Below are 16829 nucleotides of genomic sequence, written 5' to 3' on the forward strand. Positions count from 1 at the left end.
AGCAAATCAGATGCTAGGCGTCCAGAGGGGCTTTGGCCAACCAATCCTGCCAAGCGCTTTTTGCCCGGTCTGTATAGGCTCTATAGCGCTCTTTGCGTCCTTTACGGCCGTTCTTTGTGCCCTCTATCGGTCTGAACAGGCCGAAATTCACATTCATGGGCTGAAAGGTTTTTGCATCTGCGCCGCCGGTAATATGCAGCATTAACGCCCCTAAGGCGGTATCTTCCGGCACAGAGGGCAAAGGCTTTCCAAGGATCTCACTGGCCGCCATACGCCCTGCCAATAACCCCATTGCCGCGCTTTCGACATAACCCTCTACGCCCGTTATTTGGCCGGCAAAGCGCAGATGTGGGGCCGCCTTTAAACGCATCTGATGATCCAAAAGAGTGGGGGAATTTAAAAACGTATTGCGGTGGATACCGCCCAAACGCGCAAATTCAGCTGTTTCTAACCCGGGTATTTGCCGCAGAACCTCTTTTTGGGCGCCATATTTCATTTTTGTTTGAAATCCGACAATATTGTAAAGCGTGCCGAGGGCATTGTCGCGGCGCAATTGCACCACTGCATAAGGCTTTTGGCTGCTATGTGGATTGGTCAGGCCAACGGGTTTCATCGGCCCGAAACGCAGCGTTTCGCGGCCCCGTTCGGCCATCACTTCAATCGGCAAGCATCCATCAAAATACCCTGCTGTTTCACCTTCATGAAATTCGGTTTTTTCCGCCTCGAGCAGCGCATCGATAAAGCGTTCATATTGGCTTTTATCCATCGGGCAGTTTAAATAAGCGGTGCGCTCGGCCTCGGTTTCGCCCTTATCATAGCGCGATTGCATCCAGGCTTTGGACATATCAATACTGTCATAATACAGGATGGGGGCGATGGCATCGAAAAAGGCCAAAGCATCGCGGCCAGTTGTTTTTGCCAAAGAGGCGCCCAGTGCAGATGAGGTTAGCGGTCCGGTGGCCACGATCCAATGACCTGATTGAGGCAGCGCGTCGATTTCATTATTTACAATTGTGATCTTGGGATGCGCTTTGAGTTTTCGCGTTATGTTTTTGGCAAAAACCTCACGGTCAACGGCCAAAGCACCGCCCGCAGGCAAGCGATGCTCATAAGCGGTTTGAATAATCACGCCTTCGGCCTGTAACATCTCCCAGTGCAGCAGGCCGACGGCGTTTTGTTCATGATCGTCAGAACGAAAAGAGTTAGAGCATACCATTTCACCCAAATCAGCTGTTTGATGCGCAAATGTTTTCACTTGAGGACGCATTTCGTGGATCACCACATTCACGCCCATTTGGGCGGCTTGCCAGGCAGCTTCTGATCCTGCCATGCCGCCGCCAATAATATTTAATACCTCGCTCATGCGCTCTTCCTAACGAAATGCAACGGAATGACCAGCCCAAGACCCGCCTTTATTGAACACAGGCTTGGGGCTTTGGGCCGTTTACTGTGTCCAGTTAGGATCGCGTTTCTCAATGAAGGCGCTGATGCCCTCTTCGGTATCCCGATATAGCATATTTTCGACCATCACGTCGCCTGTGTAATCATAGGCCTCGGATAATGGCATTTGCAACTGATTGTAGAACGCTTCTTTGCCAATTTTTACCGCAACGCCGAGTTTGCTGGCCAATAATTCTGCCAAGGCCCGGGTCTCTGCGCTGAGCTGTTCTTCGCAGACAACCCGATTTATCAACCCGAGGTCTTGCGCGCGCGCAGCATCAATGAATTGCCCCGTGGTTAACATTTCAAACGCTTGTTTTCGGGGGATATTACGAGAAAGCGCCACCATTGGGGTAGAGCAAAATAATCCGATATTAACACCGTTAACGCCAAATTTTGTGCCCTCGGCGGCAACCGCTAAATCGCAGCTTGCCACCAATTGGCAGCCTGCGGCAGTGGCAATGCCATGCACTTGTGCGATCACTGGTTGTGGTAATTTCTGGATTGTTTGCATCATTTTTGCGCAGCGATTGAACAGTGTTTTGAAATAGGCTTTGCCGCCATCTTCGGCTTGCCGGCCTGCGGTCATCTCTTTGAGATCATGGCCGGCACAAAACGCTTTGCCGGCGCCCTCTAAAATAACCGCACGGATCGCTTGATCGTTTTTTAGGGCGTCAAATTCGGATTGTAACGCCTCCAGCATCCCCTCTGACAGCGCGTTTAATTTCTCTGGAGCATTCAATGTGAGATGGGCAATCGATCCCGTATCGTTACGTTCTAATAAAGCCATCTTGCCCTCCCTCTGATTTTCCGCGACCCTACGCTAAAATAAAGAGAGAGAAAAGTATGCCATTACCTTACACGGCAGAGACCTTAATGAGCTATCTTGAAAACGTGTTTCCCCAGATCCGCGGTGAGTTTGCCATTGAGGCGCTGCAGGAGGGGCACATAGAGGTGCGCTTGAAGGTGCAAGAGCGGCATTTGCGCCCTGGCGGCACGGTGTCAGGGCCGGCGATGTTCGCTTTGGCGGATGTTTCGGTTTATATGAGCGTTCTGGCCGCAATCGGGCCGAAAGAACTTGCCGTTACGACCAATGCATCTTTGGATTTTATGCGCAAACCGGATGCAGGTCGTGATCTGATTGCGCATTGTAAGGTGTTGAAAATTGGCCGTTTATTGGCTGTTTGCGATGTTCTCATATATTCTGAGGGTAAAGCCGACCCCGTGGCGCGGGCTTCCATGACATATGCCTTACCGCCCGATAAAACGATTAAAACGCAGTAAGATGTAATCGGAACGAAAAATGCGCTCAGCTCGCGAAGAGCTGGCGCATTATCTGTTTATGCCTGATACTCAGACTTTGGCGGCGGTTTGCCGGGGCGCTGGAGCCGCTGCGGCAGGCTTCGCGGCGGCCGTTTTGGTTAATGGATCGTCTTGCCGCTGAACAGAACCTTCGAAATGCGCACCCGATTCAATCGCGATTGTTTTGTGAATGATATCGCCTTCCACGCGCGCCGTCGCCGTTAGGCGAACTTTCAGACCCCGCACCCGACCGACGATTCGGCCATTTACAACCACATCATCGGCAATCACCTCGCCCTTGATCGTGGCGCTTTCGCCCACCGTCAGCAGATGCGCGCGTATATCGCCCTCAACCGTGCCTTCCACTTGAATGTCGCCCGTGGTTTTCATGTTTCCGGTAACGTGCAGATCAGATGACAGAACGGATGCAGGTGGTTTTGCCTTAGGTGCTGATGGCTTTGTTTCAATTTGATCAGCCGCATAAGCCGTGGGCGCAGGGGCGCTGGGCGTTGCTGCATCGCTGTCTTTTTGACCTGGTTCGTTTATTTTGCTTTTAGAAAACATCTTTCGCTGCCTTAATATAATTCATCGGATTTAACGCTTTGCCTTTATAGCGCAATTCATAGTGCAGATGCGTCCCTGTGGAGCGCCCAGTATTTCCCATACCACCGATTGCCTCTCCACGAGATACTCTTTGCCCCTTTTTTACACGGATCTTTGAAAGATGACCATAGCGTGTTTCATAGCCAAAGTCATGCTTGATTTTTACAAGTTTTCCATAGCTGGAAAACGTGCCGGCGAACGTTACAACGCCATCCGCCGTTGCCAGAATTGGGGTGCCCTTGGGCGCGGCAAGATCAATGCCGCGGTGCATGCGCCCCCAGCGGGGGCCGAATCCAGAGGTAAAGCGATGCGCTGCAGTGACTGGTGGCGCGAAAGGCAGTTTGTTTATTGCGATGCGGTAGTGATCCAGCTTAGCCACAGAGTTTAAAATGCCAAGCGCTCGGGCTTCTTCGGCAGAGAGGTCAGCGAGGTTCGTTTCAAGCCCGAAAGCTGGGCCACCGCGCCCCGAATATCCTTGGCGCACGGTGTTTAAAAGCGAGTCTGAGTTTAGGCCGCTGGCGCGTAAAACTTTATCCAATGGCTTTACGGATATTGTCAGGGCTTCTTCGATCTGGCGGAATAACTGTTCGTATTTCTGCTCAATGAGGCGAATTTCCAACTCAAGCGCATCTCGCGCGCTCAGCGCGGCGGCAAGATTTTGTTCGGTTTCCAGCTTGGCTTTGGCTGTTTGCGAAAGCGCTTGCGACACTTTGTCGATCGGCGAGGCTTGTTCGGGGCGCGGGGGCACTGATAATGCGTTAGGGGCGATGGACCCTTCAGCGCTTGCATTCCGTTCACCTGCATGCTGCCGCTTTAATGCCTGTAATTCGTTGAGCGCCAAAGCCAGCTTATACTGTAGCTGCTCTTGCTGTTCGCTTGCGGTTATTTCCGCGTTTTGCATTTGGCGCATTTCAACAAGCGCTGCTGAAAGCTGTGACTTAACTGATAGGCTTTGTTGCGTAATTGCGTTCAATTCTTCTGCAAACACCTCAGTTTCTGACGTGTTGATTGCGTTGTTTATGGGGCTTGCCGGGATTGATGGCGCGCCAATTCCCTTCGAAAACAGCATAAGGCCGCTAAAGCTGATCCAGAAAACCACTCCAATAGCGCAAATAAAAGCTAAAATCTGCGCCCTTGATGACAGGCTGAGCCTTGTGGTTTGCCCGGCAGTTTCCACGTAGATGGTTTTTTCGCTAAACCAAAAGAAAGATCTTTTTGAGGGGGGTCGCACAGTTTTCCTGCAAATTTGTAAGGCCAGATATATTGTATCGGTGATACTGATCGCACGCGATGAGGTCAATCAGCTTGCGGCGCCGCAATCGCATCTGATGCGCGGGTCATTTTTCTGGGGCGCTGTTTTCTAAAGGCGCTGTGCCGCGTTCTGTCGCTTTTTCAACCAGGCGCGTTTTTACCACCAAGAAAGGCAGGGTATTCAATATTTTCGGTTAAAGGCCAGTAAAAATCTGGCGGGATGCCCGCATCTGCCCGCTTTTCGGCGTTAAAGGGTGGTTTCAGATTGCCTTTGAAATATTTTCGCACCAGCGCATGAAAAACTTGCTTTGGATCTTTATCATCGCGCCCACACAAGAAATTAAACCATTTTGATCCATACGCTACATGTGTCACTTCTTCTGAATAGATCAGTTCCAGCGCGTCAACGGCTTGGGTTTCTTTTGCCTGTTTGAATAGTTTTATCATATTCGGCGTCACATCCAGGCCACGGGCCTCTAGCACCATGGGCACCACGGCCAACCGCCCTAAAAGGTCGGTTTTTGTATCTTCGGCTGCCCGCCACATTCCGGCATGGGCCGAAAGCGCGCCATAAAAGCTGCCCAAATTTTCTAAGCAATCGCACATTAAATTGAAATGTTTGCTTTCTTCTGCAGCCGCCTGCACCCAATCATCAAAAAAACCGGTTGGCAGGCGGGTCTCGCTGAACCGAACGATAATATCCCAATGCAGATCCACGGCATTCAGCTCGATATGGGCGACCGCATGCAACAGCGCGATCCGGCCCTCGGGTGATCCGGGCTTGCGCTTCGCCACGTCTTTTGGCGCGCATAAACGGGGGGCCTCTGGACGCGCCGGGTGATCTGGTGCCGGCGCCGTTCCAATTTCAAGCGTGTTGCCTGCAGCGCGCGCCTCTTGCCAGGCTTGGGCATATTGCAAAGACAGGGCGGTCTTTGCGCGCCCATCCGCAGTGTTCAGTACTTGTGCGCCCATTTCAGCAAGGCTTAATCCCATCAAGCGACCTCGTTTTGGTTACAGGGTTTGCGCCGCGGCCAAGACAGCTTCGACATGCCCGGCCACTTTAACTTTGCGCCACTCCTGCACCACTTGACCAGAGCCATCAATCAAAAAAGTGGAGCGTTCAATGCCAAAATAGGTTTTACCGTACATGGATTTTTCTTTCCAAACGCCAAATTGTTCGCAAATATCGCCCTCTTCATCTGACAGCAGGGGCATGCCGAGCGCCTGCTTTTCGACAAATTTATCATGGCTTTTCACGCTGTCTTTTGAAATGCCGACAATTTTAATGTTTAACTTTTCAAACGCTTCCTGATGGGCGGTAAACGCCTGAGCTTCTTTCGTGCAGCCACTTGTATTATCGCGGGGGTAGAAAAACAGGATAACCGAAGATGGCTGCAGCTCTGAGAGCGCTAATTCGCCGCCACCATCCCGCGGCAGCTGTACAATTGGAGCGGGATAAGGCAATTTTGTCATGATGCATTCCTTGGTGAAAATTTGGCGTTCGCGCTATCAGTTAGAACTAAATGACTGCGAAAAAAGAGTAGGGTGATAAAAGAGTGAGCGAAGAAGGGAAGAAAGTGATCGTTGCGCGTCATCCCTGGCGCTGGCTTGCTGCATTGGTCTCTGCGCTTAGCGCGCTTTTGGGAGCGTTGATCCTGTGTTTGTTGCTGTTGATCGCGGTTTTAAAGGGTCGCGATCTTCCGCTGCCATACTGGGTTGAAGAACGCATTGCGAGCGTTTTAAGCGAAAATCTTCCAGACGTTGAAGTTAAGTTTTCTGATTTATTCCTGACATTATCTGAAAACTGGGCGCCTCAATTTCAGTTTGAGAATGTTTCGATTTCGTTGCCAGGGGCGTTAGATGCGCCGCTTGATGTAAGAGCCCTGCGCGTTGAACTGAATTTACCAGCGCTTTTAGAGGGTCAGATCAGGCCAGAAACGCTCATAGCTGATGGCGTTTTTATGGCGTTAAGCCGGCAGAAGACGGGCGATATTTACGTTCAAAGCGTGGATTTGAAGCCAAGCGATGTGGCGATGACGCTGTTTCCAACATTGATCATGCCGATGGATCAAATAGTACAATCCGCCCTCTTTGAAAGTTTGAAGACAATTGCGATCAATAACATTGCGATTACTTATCAAGATTTTCTCAGCCGGCGAAATTGGGTGATTGATGGGGCAGGGCTTGTTTTGAAAAAACAAGGGGCGGCTTTATCGCTTGACGTCAGCATGGGGCTGCTGGCTGGAGGAGCGGATTATGCGAGCTTGCGCCTGGGCCTCGAACGACAAATTGGGGAGAGCGCTGCACAATTTGATGTCGCGTTCGAAGATTTGCCAGCGCAGGACATGGCGAGCCAGCTGCCCTTTTTTGCATGGTTGAACGCGGTTGAGGGGCCAATTTCCGGCGCGATAAGCGGCGCGATAGATGGATCAGGCGCTTTGGGGGCGCTCAGCGTGAGTTTGCAGGTAAAGCAAGGCGTGGTCAGACCCAATGAAACAGCGGTGCCGATCCAGTTTGAATCGGCGCAAACGTATTTCACCTATGATCCGCTGGATCGCCGTTTAGAGTTTGATCAAATTAAAGTTGTAGGTTCTGATGTGTCGTTTCTGGGGCAAGGTTACGCCGCGCTTGAGATGAATGAGGCTTGGCCCGATAGCTTGTTTGGCCAACTTAGATTGTCCGAGGCGAAAGCAAACTTTCAGAACAGTCAACTCGATGCAGTTATCTTGGATGACGCTTTGGTTGATTTCCGTCTAAATTTAACCCCGTTTCAGCTTGATATTGGGCAGTTTTACGCAACAAACAGTGCAAAAGAGATTTCAGTTCGGGGTCAGGCGCGGGTGAGCGCTGAGGCGCTGGGTTGGTCTGTGGCGCTCGACGCGCGCAGCCCAGTTTTAACCAAGGCCGCCTTAATGGAGTATTGGCCCGCTGGATTTAAACCCAGATCCAGAGATTGGGTGTCAAAAAATGTACAGCATGCGAGCTTACGTGATGTGCGTTTCGCCTGGAGATTGCCGGCAAGCCAGCCCCCTGTGCTAGAGCTTGGGTTCGCCTATGAGGATACTGCGCTACGGGTTACAAAATCATTGCCGATGATCACGCGGGCGCGGGGGCAATTTTCGTCAAATTCAAATCGGCTTGCAACGAATTTGAGTGCCGGATTTATGACCGCCAGCGGGGCCCGGCCAGTCGATGTTTCCGGAACGCGCTTCGTGATCCCCGATACGAAAAAAATCCCATCGGATGGGGTGGCGGATGTTGTCGTGTCGGGGCAGCTGGCGGATGTGCTGCCGCTTGTTGATATCATCGTGTCTGCGCGAAATAGCGAAACAAAAATTCCCAAAATACCGGGGGCGGGCGAGGTTGCTTTGACCGCGTCTGTTTCATTTTCGATGGTTGAAAATGGCGGCGACTCTGTTGAAATTTTTGCGAAAGGCGATGTGAAGAATTTTGAAGGTGAGCTCGGTGACACAGGCGCTGTGATCTCGAGTGATTTGGTGCAAATCGCTTTATCTCCCAAGCAATTGGAACTCATCGGAACAGGCCGGTTTGACCAGGTACCTTTCACGGCAAAGTTTCAAAAGGGATTGGGCCCAGATCAGGCGGATGTGCCCGCCCTGCTTGAGGCTGAATTGGATCTTTCCTCTGAATTGGTAAACCGCTTTACAGGGGCTGAGATCGAAGGCTTGATCAGCGGCAGCAGCCCTGCCCGGATAACCGCAAGCTTGCCAAGCGGCGCAGAAGCATCATTTTCGCTCAGCTCTGATTTGGTGGGCTTAGGAGTAAACGCAAAGCAAATAAATTGGCAAAAACCGGCTAATAAACCTGCTCAATTTCTGCTGACGGGGCGCTATAATACGCGGGCGCTGACCGATCAATTCTCCCTAACCGGCGCTGGTTTGAATTTGGAGGGCGCGGTAGATTATGCGGAACCAGGGGAGTTTAAATCGTTATCAGTGTCTAAGCTTCGAGTCGATGATACGCTGGATGTGTTCGGCAAGTTTGACCCTGCGATGGGCGTTGAAATATTTGGCGGATGGCTTAATTTTCCAAATCTGATGGCAGGCATGCCCGAAACAAGCGGTGCGCAGACGGCGCCGCTTGCGTTGAAGGTGGCTTTGGATGAGGTGGTATTGGGTGAAAATAAACTTACCGAATTTCGTGCGGATTTGATCAGCGCACCGCAATTGTCGGGTCCGTTTTCGGCAAAAGTGAACGGCGTGGCACACATTGAGGCAGTTTTATCGCCGCTTTATGGCCGCACGGCATTGGACGTTACGTCAGAACAGGCAGGGCGTTTGCTGACATCGGTTGGAGCTTTGCAAAGCGCCACAGGTGGGCGGCTGAAATTAAATTTAAGTCCAACGCAGCAAATGGGTGAAACTGATGGGCTTTTGGAAATCCGGAATGTCAAAGTTCAAAAAGCGCCCGTTTTTGCAGAGCTTTTGAACGCAATCAGCATTGTTGGCCTATTAGAGCAATTGACAGGGCCGGGTATTCTTTTAACGGAGGTGGATGCCAAATTCAGAAGCACTGAGGAAGAAATTATTGTTGAATCAGCCTCTGCGTTTGGGCCGTCCATCGGTTTGTCTTTGGATGGCTATTACAATCGAAAGGCAGAGAGCCTTGATATGCAGGGGGTTTTATCGCCAATCTACTTTATCAACGGTATTGGCTCGGCTCTGACCAGAAAAGGCGATGGTCTCTTTGGCTTTAGTTTTAACTTAGATGGAAAAAAAGGACAGCCCAGTTTAGAGGTTAACCCTTTGTCGATTTTAACGCCCGGGATTTTTCGCGATGTGTTCCGGCGCCCTCCCCCCAAACTTGAGTGACCGCAAAAGATGAACTTAACAGAATTTGATTTTGAGCTACCCGAAGAATTGATTGCCACGCGGCCGGTTTCTCCGCGCTCTTCGGCCCGATTGCTGGTGTCAAATGGGGAAGGGCTCGCGGATCGGTCTGTGGCAAACTTGCTGGATTACCTCGGTCCTAAAGATCGCCTCGTTCTGAATGATACGAAAGTCATTCCGGCCCGCCTCAGCGGCATTCGCCGGCGCAGCGCCGCTTCAGGTGGCAGTGGCGAAGCCCGGATCGAGGTGACATTGCTGCATCGGCAAGAGAATGGCGATTGGATGGCGCTGATCAAGCCGTTGCGAAAAGTCGCCCTTAACGAGAGGATCGAATTCGCCGGTGGCCTGTCGGCGCAGTTGCTCGACAAACAACAAGGGCAAGCAGTGCTGCGCTTTGATAGAAGCGAAGCGGCGTTTGAGAGCGCGCTAGATCGTTTTGGGATGATGCCTTTGCCGCCTTACATCGCGTCAAAACGAGCCGCTGATGCGCAAGATCGACAGGATTATCAAACCGTATTCGCGCGGCATCAAGGCTCTGTGGCCGCGCCCACGGCCTCGCTGCATTTTGATGCGCCGCTCTTGGCGCAATTGGCGGAGCAAAAGATTGGCATAACCTATGTGACGTTGCATGTGGGCGCGGGCACTTTTCTGCCCGTAAAAGTTGAGGATATTCGAAGCCATAAGATGCATTCTGAATGGGGAAGTGTTTCCCCGCAAGCCGCCGAAGAAATAGCCGCAACGCAGGCTGCGGGGGGGCGCATTATTCCAGTAGGAACAACCGCGCTGCGTTTGCTGGAAACCGCTGCGCGGCGCAGCGGCCAGATTGAGGCGTGGACGGGGGAAACCGATATTTTCATATTTCCTGGCTTCCAATTCAACGTTGCAAGCGCATTAATGACCAATTTTCATTTGCCAAAATCAACATTGTTGATGCTGGTTTCAGCGCTTATCGGGCTTGAACAGATGAAATCCATTTATTCCCATGCGATAAAACAGAAATATCGGTTTTTTTCCTATGGTGATTCCTCGCTTTTGGTTCCACAGAGATAGACAGAAGTAAGCGATTCGATTAGGGTGAACAGGCGGGCCTTTCTACCGTTCTGCCTGTCGTTCTGCGTGGTGATTGGAGCCTTCCCATGCTGTCAGTTTTTAAGAATTCTTGGGCCCTTTTATTGGGCATGATGTTGTTAATGGTTGGAAACGGTCTGCAAAGCACCTTGTTGGGGGTGCGTGGCGGCATAGAGCAGTTTTTACCTTTCGAAATGTCACTGATTATGTCCGCCTATTTCGTTGGGTTTTTGGGCGCCAGCCGTATGGTGCCCTCGCTCATTCGCCGCGTTGGCCATGTGCGCGTCTTTGCGGCGCTTGCCTCCTTCATTTCGGCTGTGCTGGTGCTGTTTCCATTATATTTAAATCCGATTTTTTGGATGTTTGGGCGTTTGGTCATCGGGTTTTGTTTTTGCGGCGTTTATATTATCGCTGAAAGCTGGCTGAACAACGCCGCCACAAATGAAAACCGTGGCCAATCCCTTTCGCTCTATTTGATATTACAAATGGTGGGGATCGTTGTTGGGCAAGGCTTATTGGTCACCAGTGATCCTGGAGGCTATGCGTTATTTATCATCATTTCGGTTTTCGTTTCCGTGTCATTTGCGCCGATCCTTCTGTCGATCAGCCCGACACCCGCTTTTGAAACCACCAACCCAATGCCGTTGAAAAAGCTGATTGAAACCTCACCTTTGGGCTGCGCGGGGATGTTTGTGCTGGGCGGGGTGTTTTCAGCACAATTTGGCATGGCGGCGGTTTATGGGGCGGAAGTGGGTTTGTCGCTGGGTGAGATTTCGCTTTTCGTTGCTACTTTTTATATTGGGGCGGTGTTCCTACAATACCCGATTGGTTGGTTGTCTGATCGAATGGACCGGCGCCGCTTGATCATGAGTGTGGCTGCAATCGGGGCCTTTGGGGCGCTTATTGGGGTGTTTATGGGGCAGAATTTTACTTTGTTATTGGTTTCAGCCTTCATCGTAGGGGGGACGTCAAATCCGCTTTATTCCTTGCTGATTGCACATACCAATGACTTTTTAGAATATGATGATATGGTATCGGCCTCTGGAGGTTTGCTGTTCATCAATGGGATTGGTGCAATTGCCGGTCCTTTGATCGTTGGATGGGTTATGCAGGCCATCGGAGCCTTTGGGTTTTTTGTGCTTATTTCACTTTTGATGGCAGGTCTTACGCTTTACGCGGCCTATCGCAGCACGCAGCGGGCGGCCCCATCCGTCGAAGAGGCAAATGCCTATCAAACTGTTATGCCCACGGCGTCTCTTTTATCGGTTGAGTTCGCGCAAGAAATCGCGATTGAGACCGCGCTGGAAGAAGAAGAAGAAAGCCAAGATGTTGATGGATGAAGTTTTATACATCTATATATAGAAAAATATTGAAAAACCTTTCATTTTCATTAATAAAAACCACAGAAGAACTGTAGCAAAATAAGGGAGCGGCCATGGCCCCTGATCAGATCTTAAAATTCTGGCTTGATGAGACTGCGCCAGAAAAATGGTATTCTGTTGATTTGGACCTTGATGCGGAAATCAAGCATCGCTTTGAGCCTGCTTGGTGCGAATTGATGCAGGGACGCTATGGCTTGTGGTTGACATATCCGAGCGGGGCTTTGGCTTATATCATTCTCGCAGATCAATTTTCGCGCAATATGTTTCGTGGTCAAGATAAAGGCTTTTCATCTGATACTGTGGCCTTGGCGGCGTCAAAATCGGCCATCAATCAGAAATGGGATTTGCGCGTTGATGAACCTGCGCGGCAATTTTTTTACCTGCCGCTGATGCATTCTGAGAATTTGATCGATCAGGATCGATGCGTGCGTTTGCTCAAAGAGCGCATGTGCGATGGCGGCGGCCAAAATTTGCTGCATGCCAGAGCACATCGTGAGGTTATTCGTAACTTTGGCAGGTTTCCTGAAAGAAACAGCGCGTTGTCGCGCAAGAGCAGCCAGGCCGAAACTGATTTTATTCGCGATGGCGGCTATGGCAGCCTGTTTCAAAATTTGACCGTTGCGATTTGATTTCGTGCTGGCCCATTGAACTCGATTCCAATTTAGTTTAACGTTAAACAAATTCTTTGAGATGAGGGAAGTGATGGCAGAGCGTGCATTTGATCTGGTGGTTATTGGGGCGGGGCCCGGCGGCTATGTGTCTGCAATACGGGGCGCCCAACTTGGCTTGAAAGTCGCCATTGTCGAACGCGAGCATATGGGCGGCATCTGTCTCAATTGGGGCTGTATTCCAACCAAAGCGATGTTGCGATCGGCGGAGGTGTTCCACTTAATGCAGCGTGCAAAAGAATTCGGATTAAGCGCCAAAGGCATCGATTACGATCTTGAGGCTGTGGTGGCGCGCTCGCGCGGAATTGCCAAACAGTTAAATCAAGGCGTTGGCTTCTTGATGAAGAAAAATAAGATCACCACCCTGATGGGCGAGGCGCGTATCTCAAGCGCCACCAGCGTGGATGTAACGACGAAGAGCAAAACGGAAACGCTGAAAGCCAAGCATATCATTCTGGCCACGGGCGCCAGAGCGCGCGAATTGCCCGGGCTTGAAGCCGATGGCGATCTGGTTTGGACGTATAAGCACGCGCTGACGCCGAGCCGCATGCCCAAAAAACTATTGGTTATTGGGTCGGGCGCGATTGGAATTGAATTTGCCAGCTTTTACAACACGCTGGGCACAGATACCACGGTTGTAGAGGTTATGGACCGGATCCTGCCCGTAGAAGATGCCGAAATAAGTGCTTTTGCGAAAAAACAGTTTGAAAAGCAGGGCATGCATATTCTGGAAAAGGCCATGGTCAAAAAACTTGATCGGGCAAAGGGCAAAGTGACGGCGCATATTGAACAGGCCGGTAAAATCACCACCGAAACGTTTGACACGGTTATTTCTGCGGTTGGAATTTTGGGGAATGTTGAAAATTTAGGCTTGGAAGATACGGGCATTGCTGTTGATCGCAGCCATATCGTAACCGATGCTTGCTGCCGCACTTCTATCCCAACCATTTTCGCAATCGGCGACGTGGCTGGCGCCCCATGGCTTGCGCATAAAGCCAGCCATGAAGGGGTTATGGTTGCCGAGTTAATTGCGGGTAAAAAGCCGCATCCCGTGCGCCCCGAAACAATTGCAGGCTGCACCTATTGTCATCCTCAAATCGCCAGCGTCGGGTATACCGAAGCGCAAGCGCGCGAGAAGGGCCATGAGATTAAAGTTGGGCGGTTTCCATTTATCGGCAATGGCAAAGCCATCGCTTTAGGCGAGCCTGAGGGATTGGTAAAAACCATTTTTGATAAAAAATCGGGCGAATTGCTCGGGGCCCATATGATTGGCGCCGAGGTGACCGAGTTGATCCAAGGCTATGTGATCGGGCGTCAATTGGAAACCACAGAGCAAGATTTGATGGAAACGGTTTTCCCACATCCGACGCTGTCTGAAATGATGCATGAAAGCGTGTTGGATGCGTTTGATCAGGTGATCCACGTTTAGACCATATCGGGCGAGCAGCACAAACTCGCTAAATGCGTTGCACTCCGCCGCCCAAAGATTTGCACTAGTCTGCGGCTTGCCCGCTTGAACTGCGGCAGATGTGCGCGTTTTTTATTGGTCCAACCTGAGCGCTGAGCGTAACGTGACATTGATAATTGAGTGTTTCAGCATCTCATCCTTTGATAATCGTCCATCGCGATCTTCATCGGCTTGAAAAAAATCTGCGGTTATGCCACGCAGCTGCTCTTTTTGGGTAAGCTTCCAGTCATCTGAGCGATCCCAAAGGTCAAACACAACTTTTCTTGCAGTTTCATAGGCCTGTGACCGCTGCGAGTCATCCGCAATAAGTTCCATTCCAAATCCCCAAAAAGAAAATTCTCTCCAGCTGAGCAGTCCGTCATCATTGGCATCCATTGACAGAAATATGTTTATAGCCTGTTCTTGATGCTCGCCCAGACTGACAAACCCGTCCTCATTGCTATCCTCGCTGGCAAAGGCAAGCGCCGCTAGATCTCTTCCCGGAGATTGCGCCACGGCCATCGTCCCAAAAATCGCATAAGCAACGATCCCCAATATGACTTTCTTCATAAAAATCTCTCCACTTAACTAATTAACCATATGCTCAGCCGTGACTGAGACAGACGCTGTTTCAGTTTTTCGCTGTGCAGGAACACCATGGGCATGGAAAAATGTTAAAAGTGAGGCATTCTTGCGTCAGGGTGTTTTTTCTTATTTTCAAAATTTGTTTTTAATTTTGGCCTGCTTATGCTTGCTGGGCGTTTTGTCTCATCGGCGGCGATCTTCTTGCTGGCGCGTCTTCTCATCATGTAGGATTTGATTTGAGGTCAAGAAATCGGGCCTGTGTCAGGAAAAATATTTTTCAGCGTATGGTAAGTTGGCTCAAAGAGGTTTTTTATCTGAATTTTGCAAAGTCAATTTCAAAAAAACGGATCTTTACTTTTAATCCTGCGCGGAAAACGCTGAGGTTGCCCATAAAAAAAGTGCTCTGCCGCCATATGTTAATTTGCGCCCCATGTATCGGATAGGCGGTAGCCCTGTGGCCATGGGTCATCTGGATCCAGCATATGCTGGTGAATGCCAGTGATCCAACCACGGCCGCTTATTTCAGGTAGAATGGCCGCGGTGCCATTTACGTCAGACAGACCCACAATGCGTCCGGCAAACTCTGACCCGATGATAGAGTGCGCTGTGAGCGTTTGGCCGAGGCGCATTTTGCCCTTTTTATGCAGAACAGCCATCATCGCAGAGAGGGCAGTGCCGGTTGGCGAGCGGTCAATCTTTCCTGGTTGAATGGCCACAGCAGATTTCATCCGCAGCTCCTCTTGATCTTCTTCCAATGGGCTTGCGAATTGGCAAAACGAAAAATGCCTCCAATCGGCATTGGTGGGATGAGAAAAGCGCAATTGCTGGTTGGCCGCGTCGGTTATTTTGCGGCCCAATTTGGCAAGATCAGCGGCTTCATCCGGGGCAATTTGAAATCCTAAAGCGGCGGCATCCACCATCACAAAACTATCGCCACCAAAGGCTGTGTCGACGCTCAGCGTGCCAATCCCAGCAACCTCAAGGGGCGCGGCAATTTGTTGGGCGAAACTGGGAAGATTTTGAACAAATATCCGTTCAGCCTTCCCGTTCTTGCATTGGGCTTTAATCTGCACCAGCCCTCCGGGGGCCTCAAGGCTAAATTCGGTGATCGGCTCTTGCATCGGAAGAAGGCCGCCATCGAGCAAAACAGTGGCCACGCAGATCGAGTTTGAGCCGGACATCGGCGGAGTATCTTCGGGCTCCATGATGATGAAAGCGGCGGCGGCATCCGGGCTTTTGGGAGGGACCAAAAGATTGACGTGGCGAAATACGCCGCCACGCGGCTCGTTCAGCATAAATTGACGCAGCGTTTCATCTTTTGCGATCCAGTTTCGTTGCTCCCAGATCGTGGCGCCCGGCGGCGGCGCAACGCCCCCAACGATCACATCTCCAACTTCGCCTTCTGCATGCGCCGAGATGACGTGGATGGTTTTTGAACTTCGCATATATCCTCCGCTTTATATGGCGAGGATGCGGGTGATTGCCGGCGCTTACAAGAGCGATTTGGCGGAGATCAGCTTTGCGCCGTAAAGAATTGCAATGCCCGTCATTATGGGATGATCTGTGCAGGGATATTTTGGGTCGATCCAAAGCAATTGATTTGGATCAAAGCGTGGCAGTGGGTTGTTTTAAGCCCGTTCTTGGGTGTTTTTGTATTTATTGCGTGCTATCTGCCGCCTGCTATGCGCTGTGCGGTAAGGTTGGCTGTATGCCCGCCGCTGATCTTAAGGCCATTGCCGAATTTTTCGACTTGTTTGGTTGCTTGTTTTAACTGCGCAGCGCTGGCCTTTGCCGATGAGCCCAGTTTTTTCGCGCTTTTTTCGGCCTTATCACCGGCTACGGTCAAGTTTTTAGCTTCGCCTCGCCCTGCTCAAGATCTGATGTATCCAACTCAAGCACGAGCTTTGCAAAATCAACCATGAGGCCTCCTTTTTGAAATTGTAACAACTTGAGTGACCCTTGGTCTTTTCAACCAAAGGTTTTTTCTGAGCCATTGTAATGAAGATTACTTAAGCAGCGCTTATGGCGCTTGGATTATCCAGCGCAGCGCAAGCATGGAAGAATTACGGGTTAATCAGGATGAAGATAGAAAGGGCAATGATGTTTCTGAAATCTTGGACATCAGTTTTTAATAGCGATAACTACCTATAATCCTCATACTCTACGTAACCAATCATAGGTGTCAGAACCTGGGTCACTTTGCCATGATGATCAACCAAGGATGAACAAATAA

At 50.7% G+C, this 16829-nt stretch carries 14 protein-coding genes and 1 pseudogene; 7 read left to right on the top strand and 8 right to left on the bottom strand.

Features of this window, described 5'->3' with window-relative positions; all coding sequences use genetic code 11:
• Nucleotides 1-13: 13 nt before the first annotated feature.
• Together trmFO and UM181_12815 are read right to left on the bottom strand one after the other, a co-directional pair.
• Nucleotides 14-1363: a methylenetetrahydrofolate--tRNA-(uracil(54)-C(5))-methyltransferase (FADH(2)-oxidizing) TrmFO gene (trmFO, locus tag UM181_12810; GenBank protein ID WQC62197.1), complete on the bottom strand. Its 1350-nt coding sequence runs from the start codon at nucleotides 1361-1363 to the stop codon at nucleotides 14-16.
• Nucleotides 1364-1444: 81 nt separating this feature from the next.
• Nucleotides 1445-2239 (bottom strand): annotated as a pseudogene (locus UM181_12815) (enoyl-CoA hydratase).
• A gap of 47 nt (nucleotides 2240-2286) precedes the next feature.
• Between UM181_12815 and UM181_12820 the strand changes: the two are divergent.
• Entirely contained in the window at nucleotides 2287-2724 is a 438-nt protein-coding gene (locus tag UM181_12820) for a PaaI family thioesterase (protein ID WQC62198.1), read from the top strand.
• A 69-nt stretch (nucleotides 2725-2793) separates the two neighbouring features.
• Here UM181_12820 and UM181_12825 read toward each other — a convergent pair whose 3' ends face one another.
• The 4 genes from UM181_12825 to UM181_12840 all read right to left on the bottom strand — a co-directional run bounded on the left by UM181_12825 (nucleotide 2794) and on the right by UM181_12840 (nucleotide 6069).
• Nucleotides 2794-3306: a polymer-forming cytoskeletal protein gene (locus tag UM181_12825; protein ID WQC62199.1), complete on the bottom strand. Its 513-nt coding sequence runs from the start codon at nucleotides 3304-3306 to the stop codon at nucleotides 2794-2796.
• Nucleotides 3296-4576, bottom strand: coding sequence for a DUF5930 domain-containing protein (locus UM181_12830; GenBank protein ID WQC62200.1), 1281 nt, complete (start codon nucleotides 4574-4576; stop codon nucleotides 3296-3298). The genes UM181_12825 and UM181_12830 overlap by 11 nt, the downstream gene beginning before the upstream one ends.
• A gap of 161 nt (nucleotides 4577-4737) precedes the next feature.
• Nucleotides 4738-5589: a ferritin-like domain-containing protein gene (locus UM181_12835; GenBank protein ID WQC62201.1), complete on the bottom strand. Its 852-nt coding sequence runs from the start codon at nucleotides 5587-5589 to the stop codon at nucleotides 4738-4740.
• 18 nt (nucleotides 5590-5607) lie between these two features.
• The gene (locus UM181_12840; GenBank protein ID WQC62202.1) at nucleotides 5608-6069 is read right to left on the bottom strand and encodes a peroxiredoxin; all 462 of its coding nucleotides are present in this window, start codon (nucleotides 6067-6069) and stop codon (nucleotides 5608-5610) included.
• An 83-nt stretch (nucleotides 6070-6152) separates the two neighbouring features.
• Between UM181_12840 and UM181_12845 the strand changes: the two genes are divergently transcribed.
• The 5 genes from UM181_12845 to lpdA all read left to right on the top strand — a co-directional run bounded on the left by UM181_12845 (nucleotide 6153) and on the right by lpdA (nucleotide 13993).
• Nucleotides 6153-9428, top strand: coding sequence for a DUF3971 domain-containing protein (locus tag UM181_12845; protein WQC62203.1), 3276 nt, complete (start codon nucleotides 6153-6155; stop codon nucleotides 9426-9428).
• A 9-nt stretch (nucleotides 9429-9437) separates the two neighbouring features.
• The gene (gene queA / locus UM181_12850) at nucleotides 9438-10496 is read left to right on the top strand and encodes a tRNA preQ1(34) S-adenosylmethionine ribosyltransferase-isomerase QueA (GenBank protein WQC62204.1); all 1059 of its coding nucleotides are present in this window, start codon (nucleotides 9438-9440) and stop codon (nucleotides 10494-10496) included.
• Nucleotides 10497-10582: 86 nt separating this feature from the next.
• Nucleotides 10583-11854 (top strand): MFS transporter, encoded by a 1272-nt coding sequence (locus UM181_12855; protein WQC62205.1) that lies wholly within the window; start codon nucleotides 10583-10585, stop codon nucleotides 11852-11854.
• 95 nt (nucleotides 11855-11949) lie between these two features.
• Nucleotides 11950-12525, top strand: coding sequence for a DUF924 family protein (locus UM181_12860; GenBank protein ID WQC62206.1), 576 nt, complete (start codon nucleotides 11950-11952; stop codon nucleotides 12523-12525).
• 73 nt (nucleotides 12526-12598) lie between these two features.
• On the top strand, nucleotides 12599-13993 hold the full coding sequence (gene lpdA, locus UM181_12865; protein WQC64755.1) for a dihydrolipoyl dehydrogenase: 1395 nt from the start codon (nucleotides 12599-12601) through the stop codon (nucleotides 13991-13993).
• Between the two features lie 111 nt (nucleotides 13994-14104).
• Here the strand turns inward: lpdA and UM181_12870 are convergent, their stop codons facing one another.
• Both UM181_12870 and UM181_12875 read right to left on the bottom strand, forming a co-directional pair.
• Nucleotides 14105-14581 carry a hypothetical protein gene (locus UM181_12870; GenBank protein WQC62207.1) on the bottom strand — a complete coding sequence of 159 codons (477 nt, stop codon included), beginning with the start codon at nucleotides 14579-14581 and terminating at the stop codon, nucleotides 14105-14107.
• Nucleotides 14582-15012: 431 nt separating this feature from the next.
• Entirely contained in the window at nucleotides 15013-16041 is a 1029-nt protein-coding gene (locus UM181_12875) for a proline racemase family protein (protein ID WQC62208.1), read from the bottom strand.
• Nucleotides 16042-16548: 507 nt separating this feature from the next.
• Between UM181_12875 and UM181_12880 the strand changes: the two genes are divergently transcribed.
• On the top strand, nucleotides 16549-16728 hold the full coding sequence (locus UM181_12880; GenBank protein WQC62209.1) for a hypothetical protein: 180 nt from the start codon (nucleotides 16549-16551) through the stop codon (nucleotides 16726-16728).
• Nucleotides 16729-16829: the final 101 nt, after the last annotated feature.

It is taken from the genome of Alphaproteobacteria bacterium US3C007 (assembly GCA_034423775.1).
Taxonomy (GTDB): Bacteria; Pseudomonadota; Alphaproteobacteria; order Rhodobacterales; family Rhodobacteraceae; genus Thalassovivens; species Thalassovivens spotae.

Bases quoted from the DNA above. Each gene is read 5' to 3' on its own strand.
- trmFO (WQC62197.1), bottom strand. From the start codon at position 1,363: ATGAGCGAGGTATTAAATATTATTGGCGGCGGCATGGCAGGATCAGAA.
- UM181_12820 (WQC62198.1), top strand. From the start codon at position 2,287: ATGCCATTACCTTACACGGCAGAGACCTTAATGAGCTATCTTGAAAAC.
- UM181_12825 (WQC62199.1), bottom strand. From the start codon at position 3,306: ATGTTTTCTAAAAGCAAAATAAACGAACCAGGTCAAAAAGACAGCGAT.
- UM181_12835 (WQC62201.1), bottom strand. From the start codon at position 5,589: ATGGGATTAAGCCTTGCTGAAATGGGCGCACAAGTACTGAACACTGCG.
- UM181_12840 (WQC62202.1), bottom strand. From the start codon at position 6,069: ATGACAAAATTGCCTTATCCCGCTCCAATTGTACAGCTGCCGCGGGAT.
- queA (WQC62204.1), top strand. From the start codon at position 9,438: ATGAACTTAACAGAATTTGATTTTGAGCTACCCGAAGAATTGATTGCC.
- UM181_12855 (WQC62205.1), top strand. From the start codon at position 10,583: ATGCTGTCAGTTTTTAAGAATTCTTGGGCCCTTTTATTGGGCATGATG.
- UM181_12860 (WQC62206.1), top strand. From the start codon at position 11,950: ATGGCCCCTGATCAGATCTTAAAATTCTGGCTTGATGAGACTGCGCCA.
- lpdA (WQC64755.1), top strand. From the start codon at position 12,599: ATGGCAGAGCGTGCATTTGATCTGGTGGTTATTGGGGCGGGGCCCGGC.
- UM181_12870 (WQC62207.1), bottom strand. From the start codon at position 14,581: ATGAAGAAAGTCATATTGGGGATCGTTGCTTATGCGATTTTTGGGACG.
- UM181_12875 (WQC62208.1), bottom strand. From the start codon at position 16,041: ATGCGAAGTTCAAAAACCATCCACGTCATCTCGGCGCATGCAGAAGGC.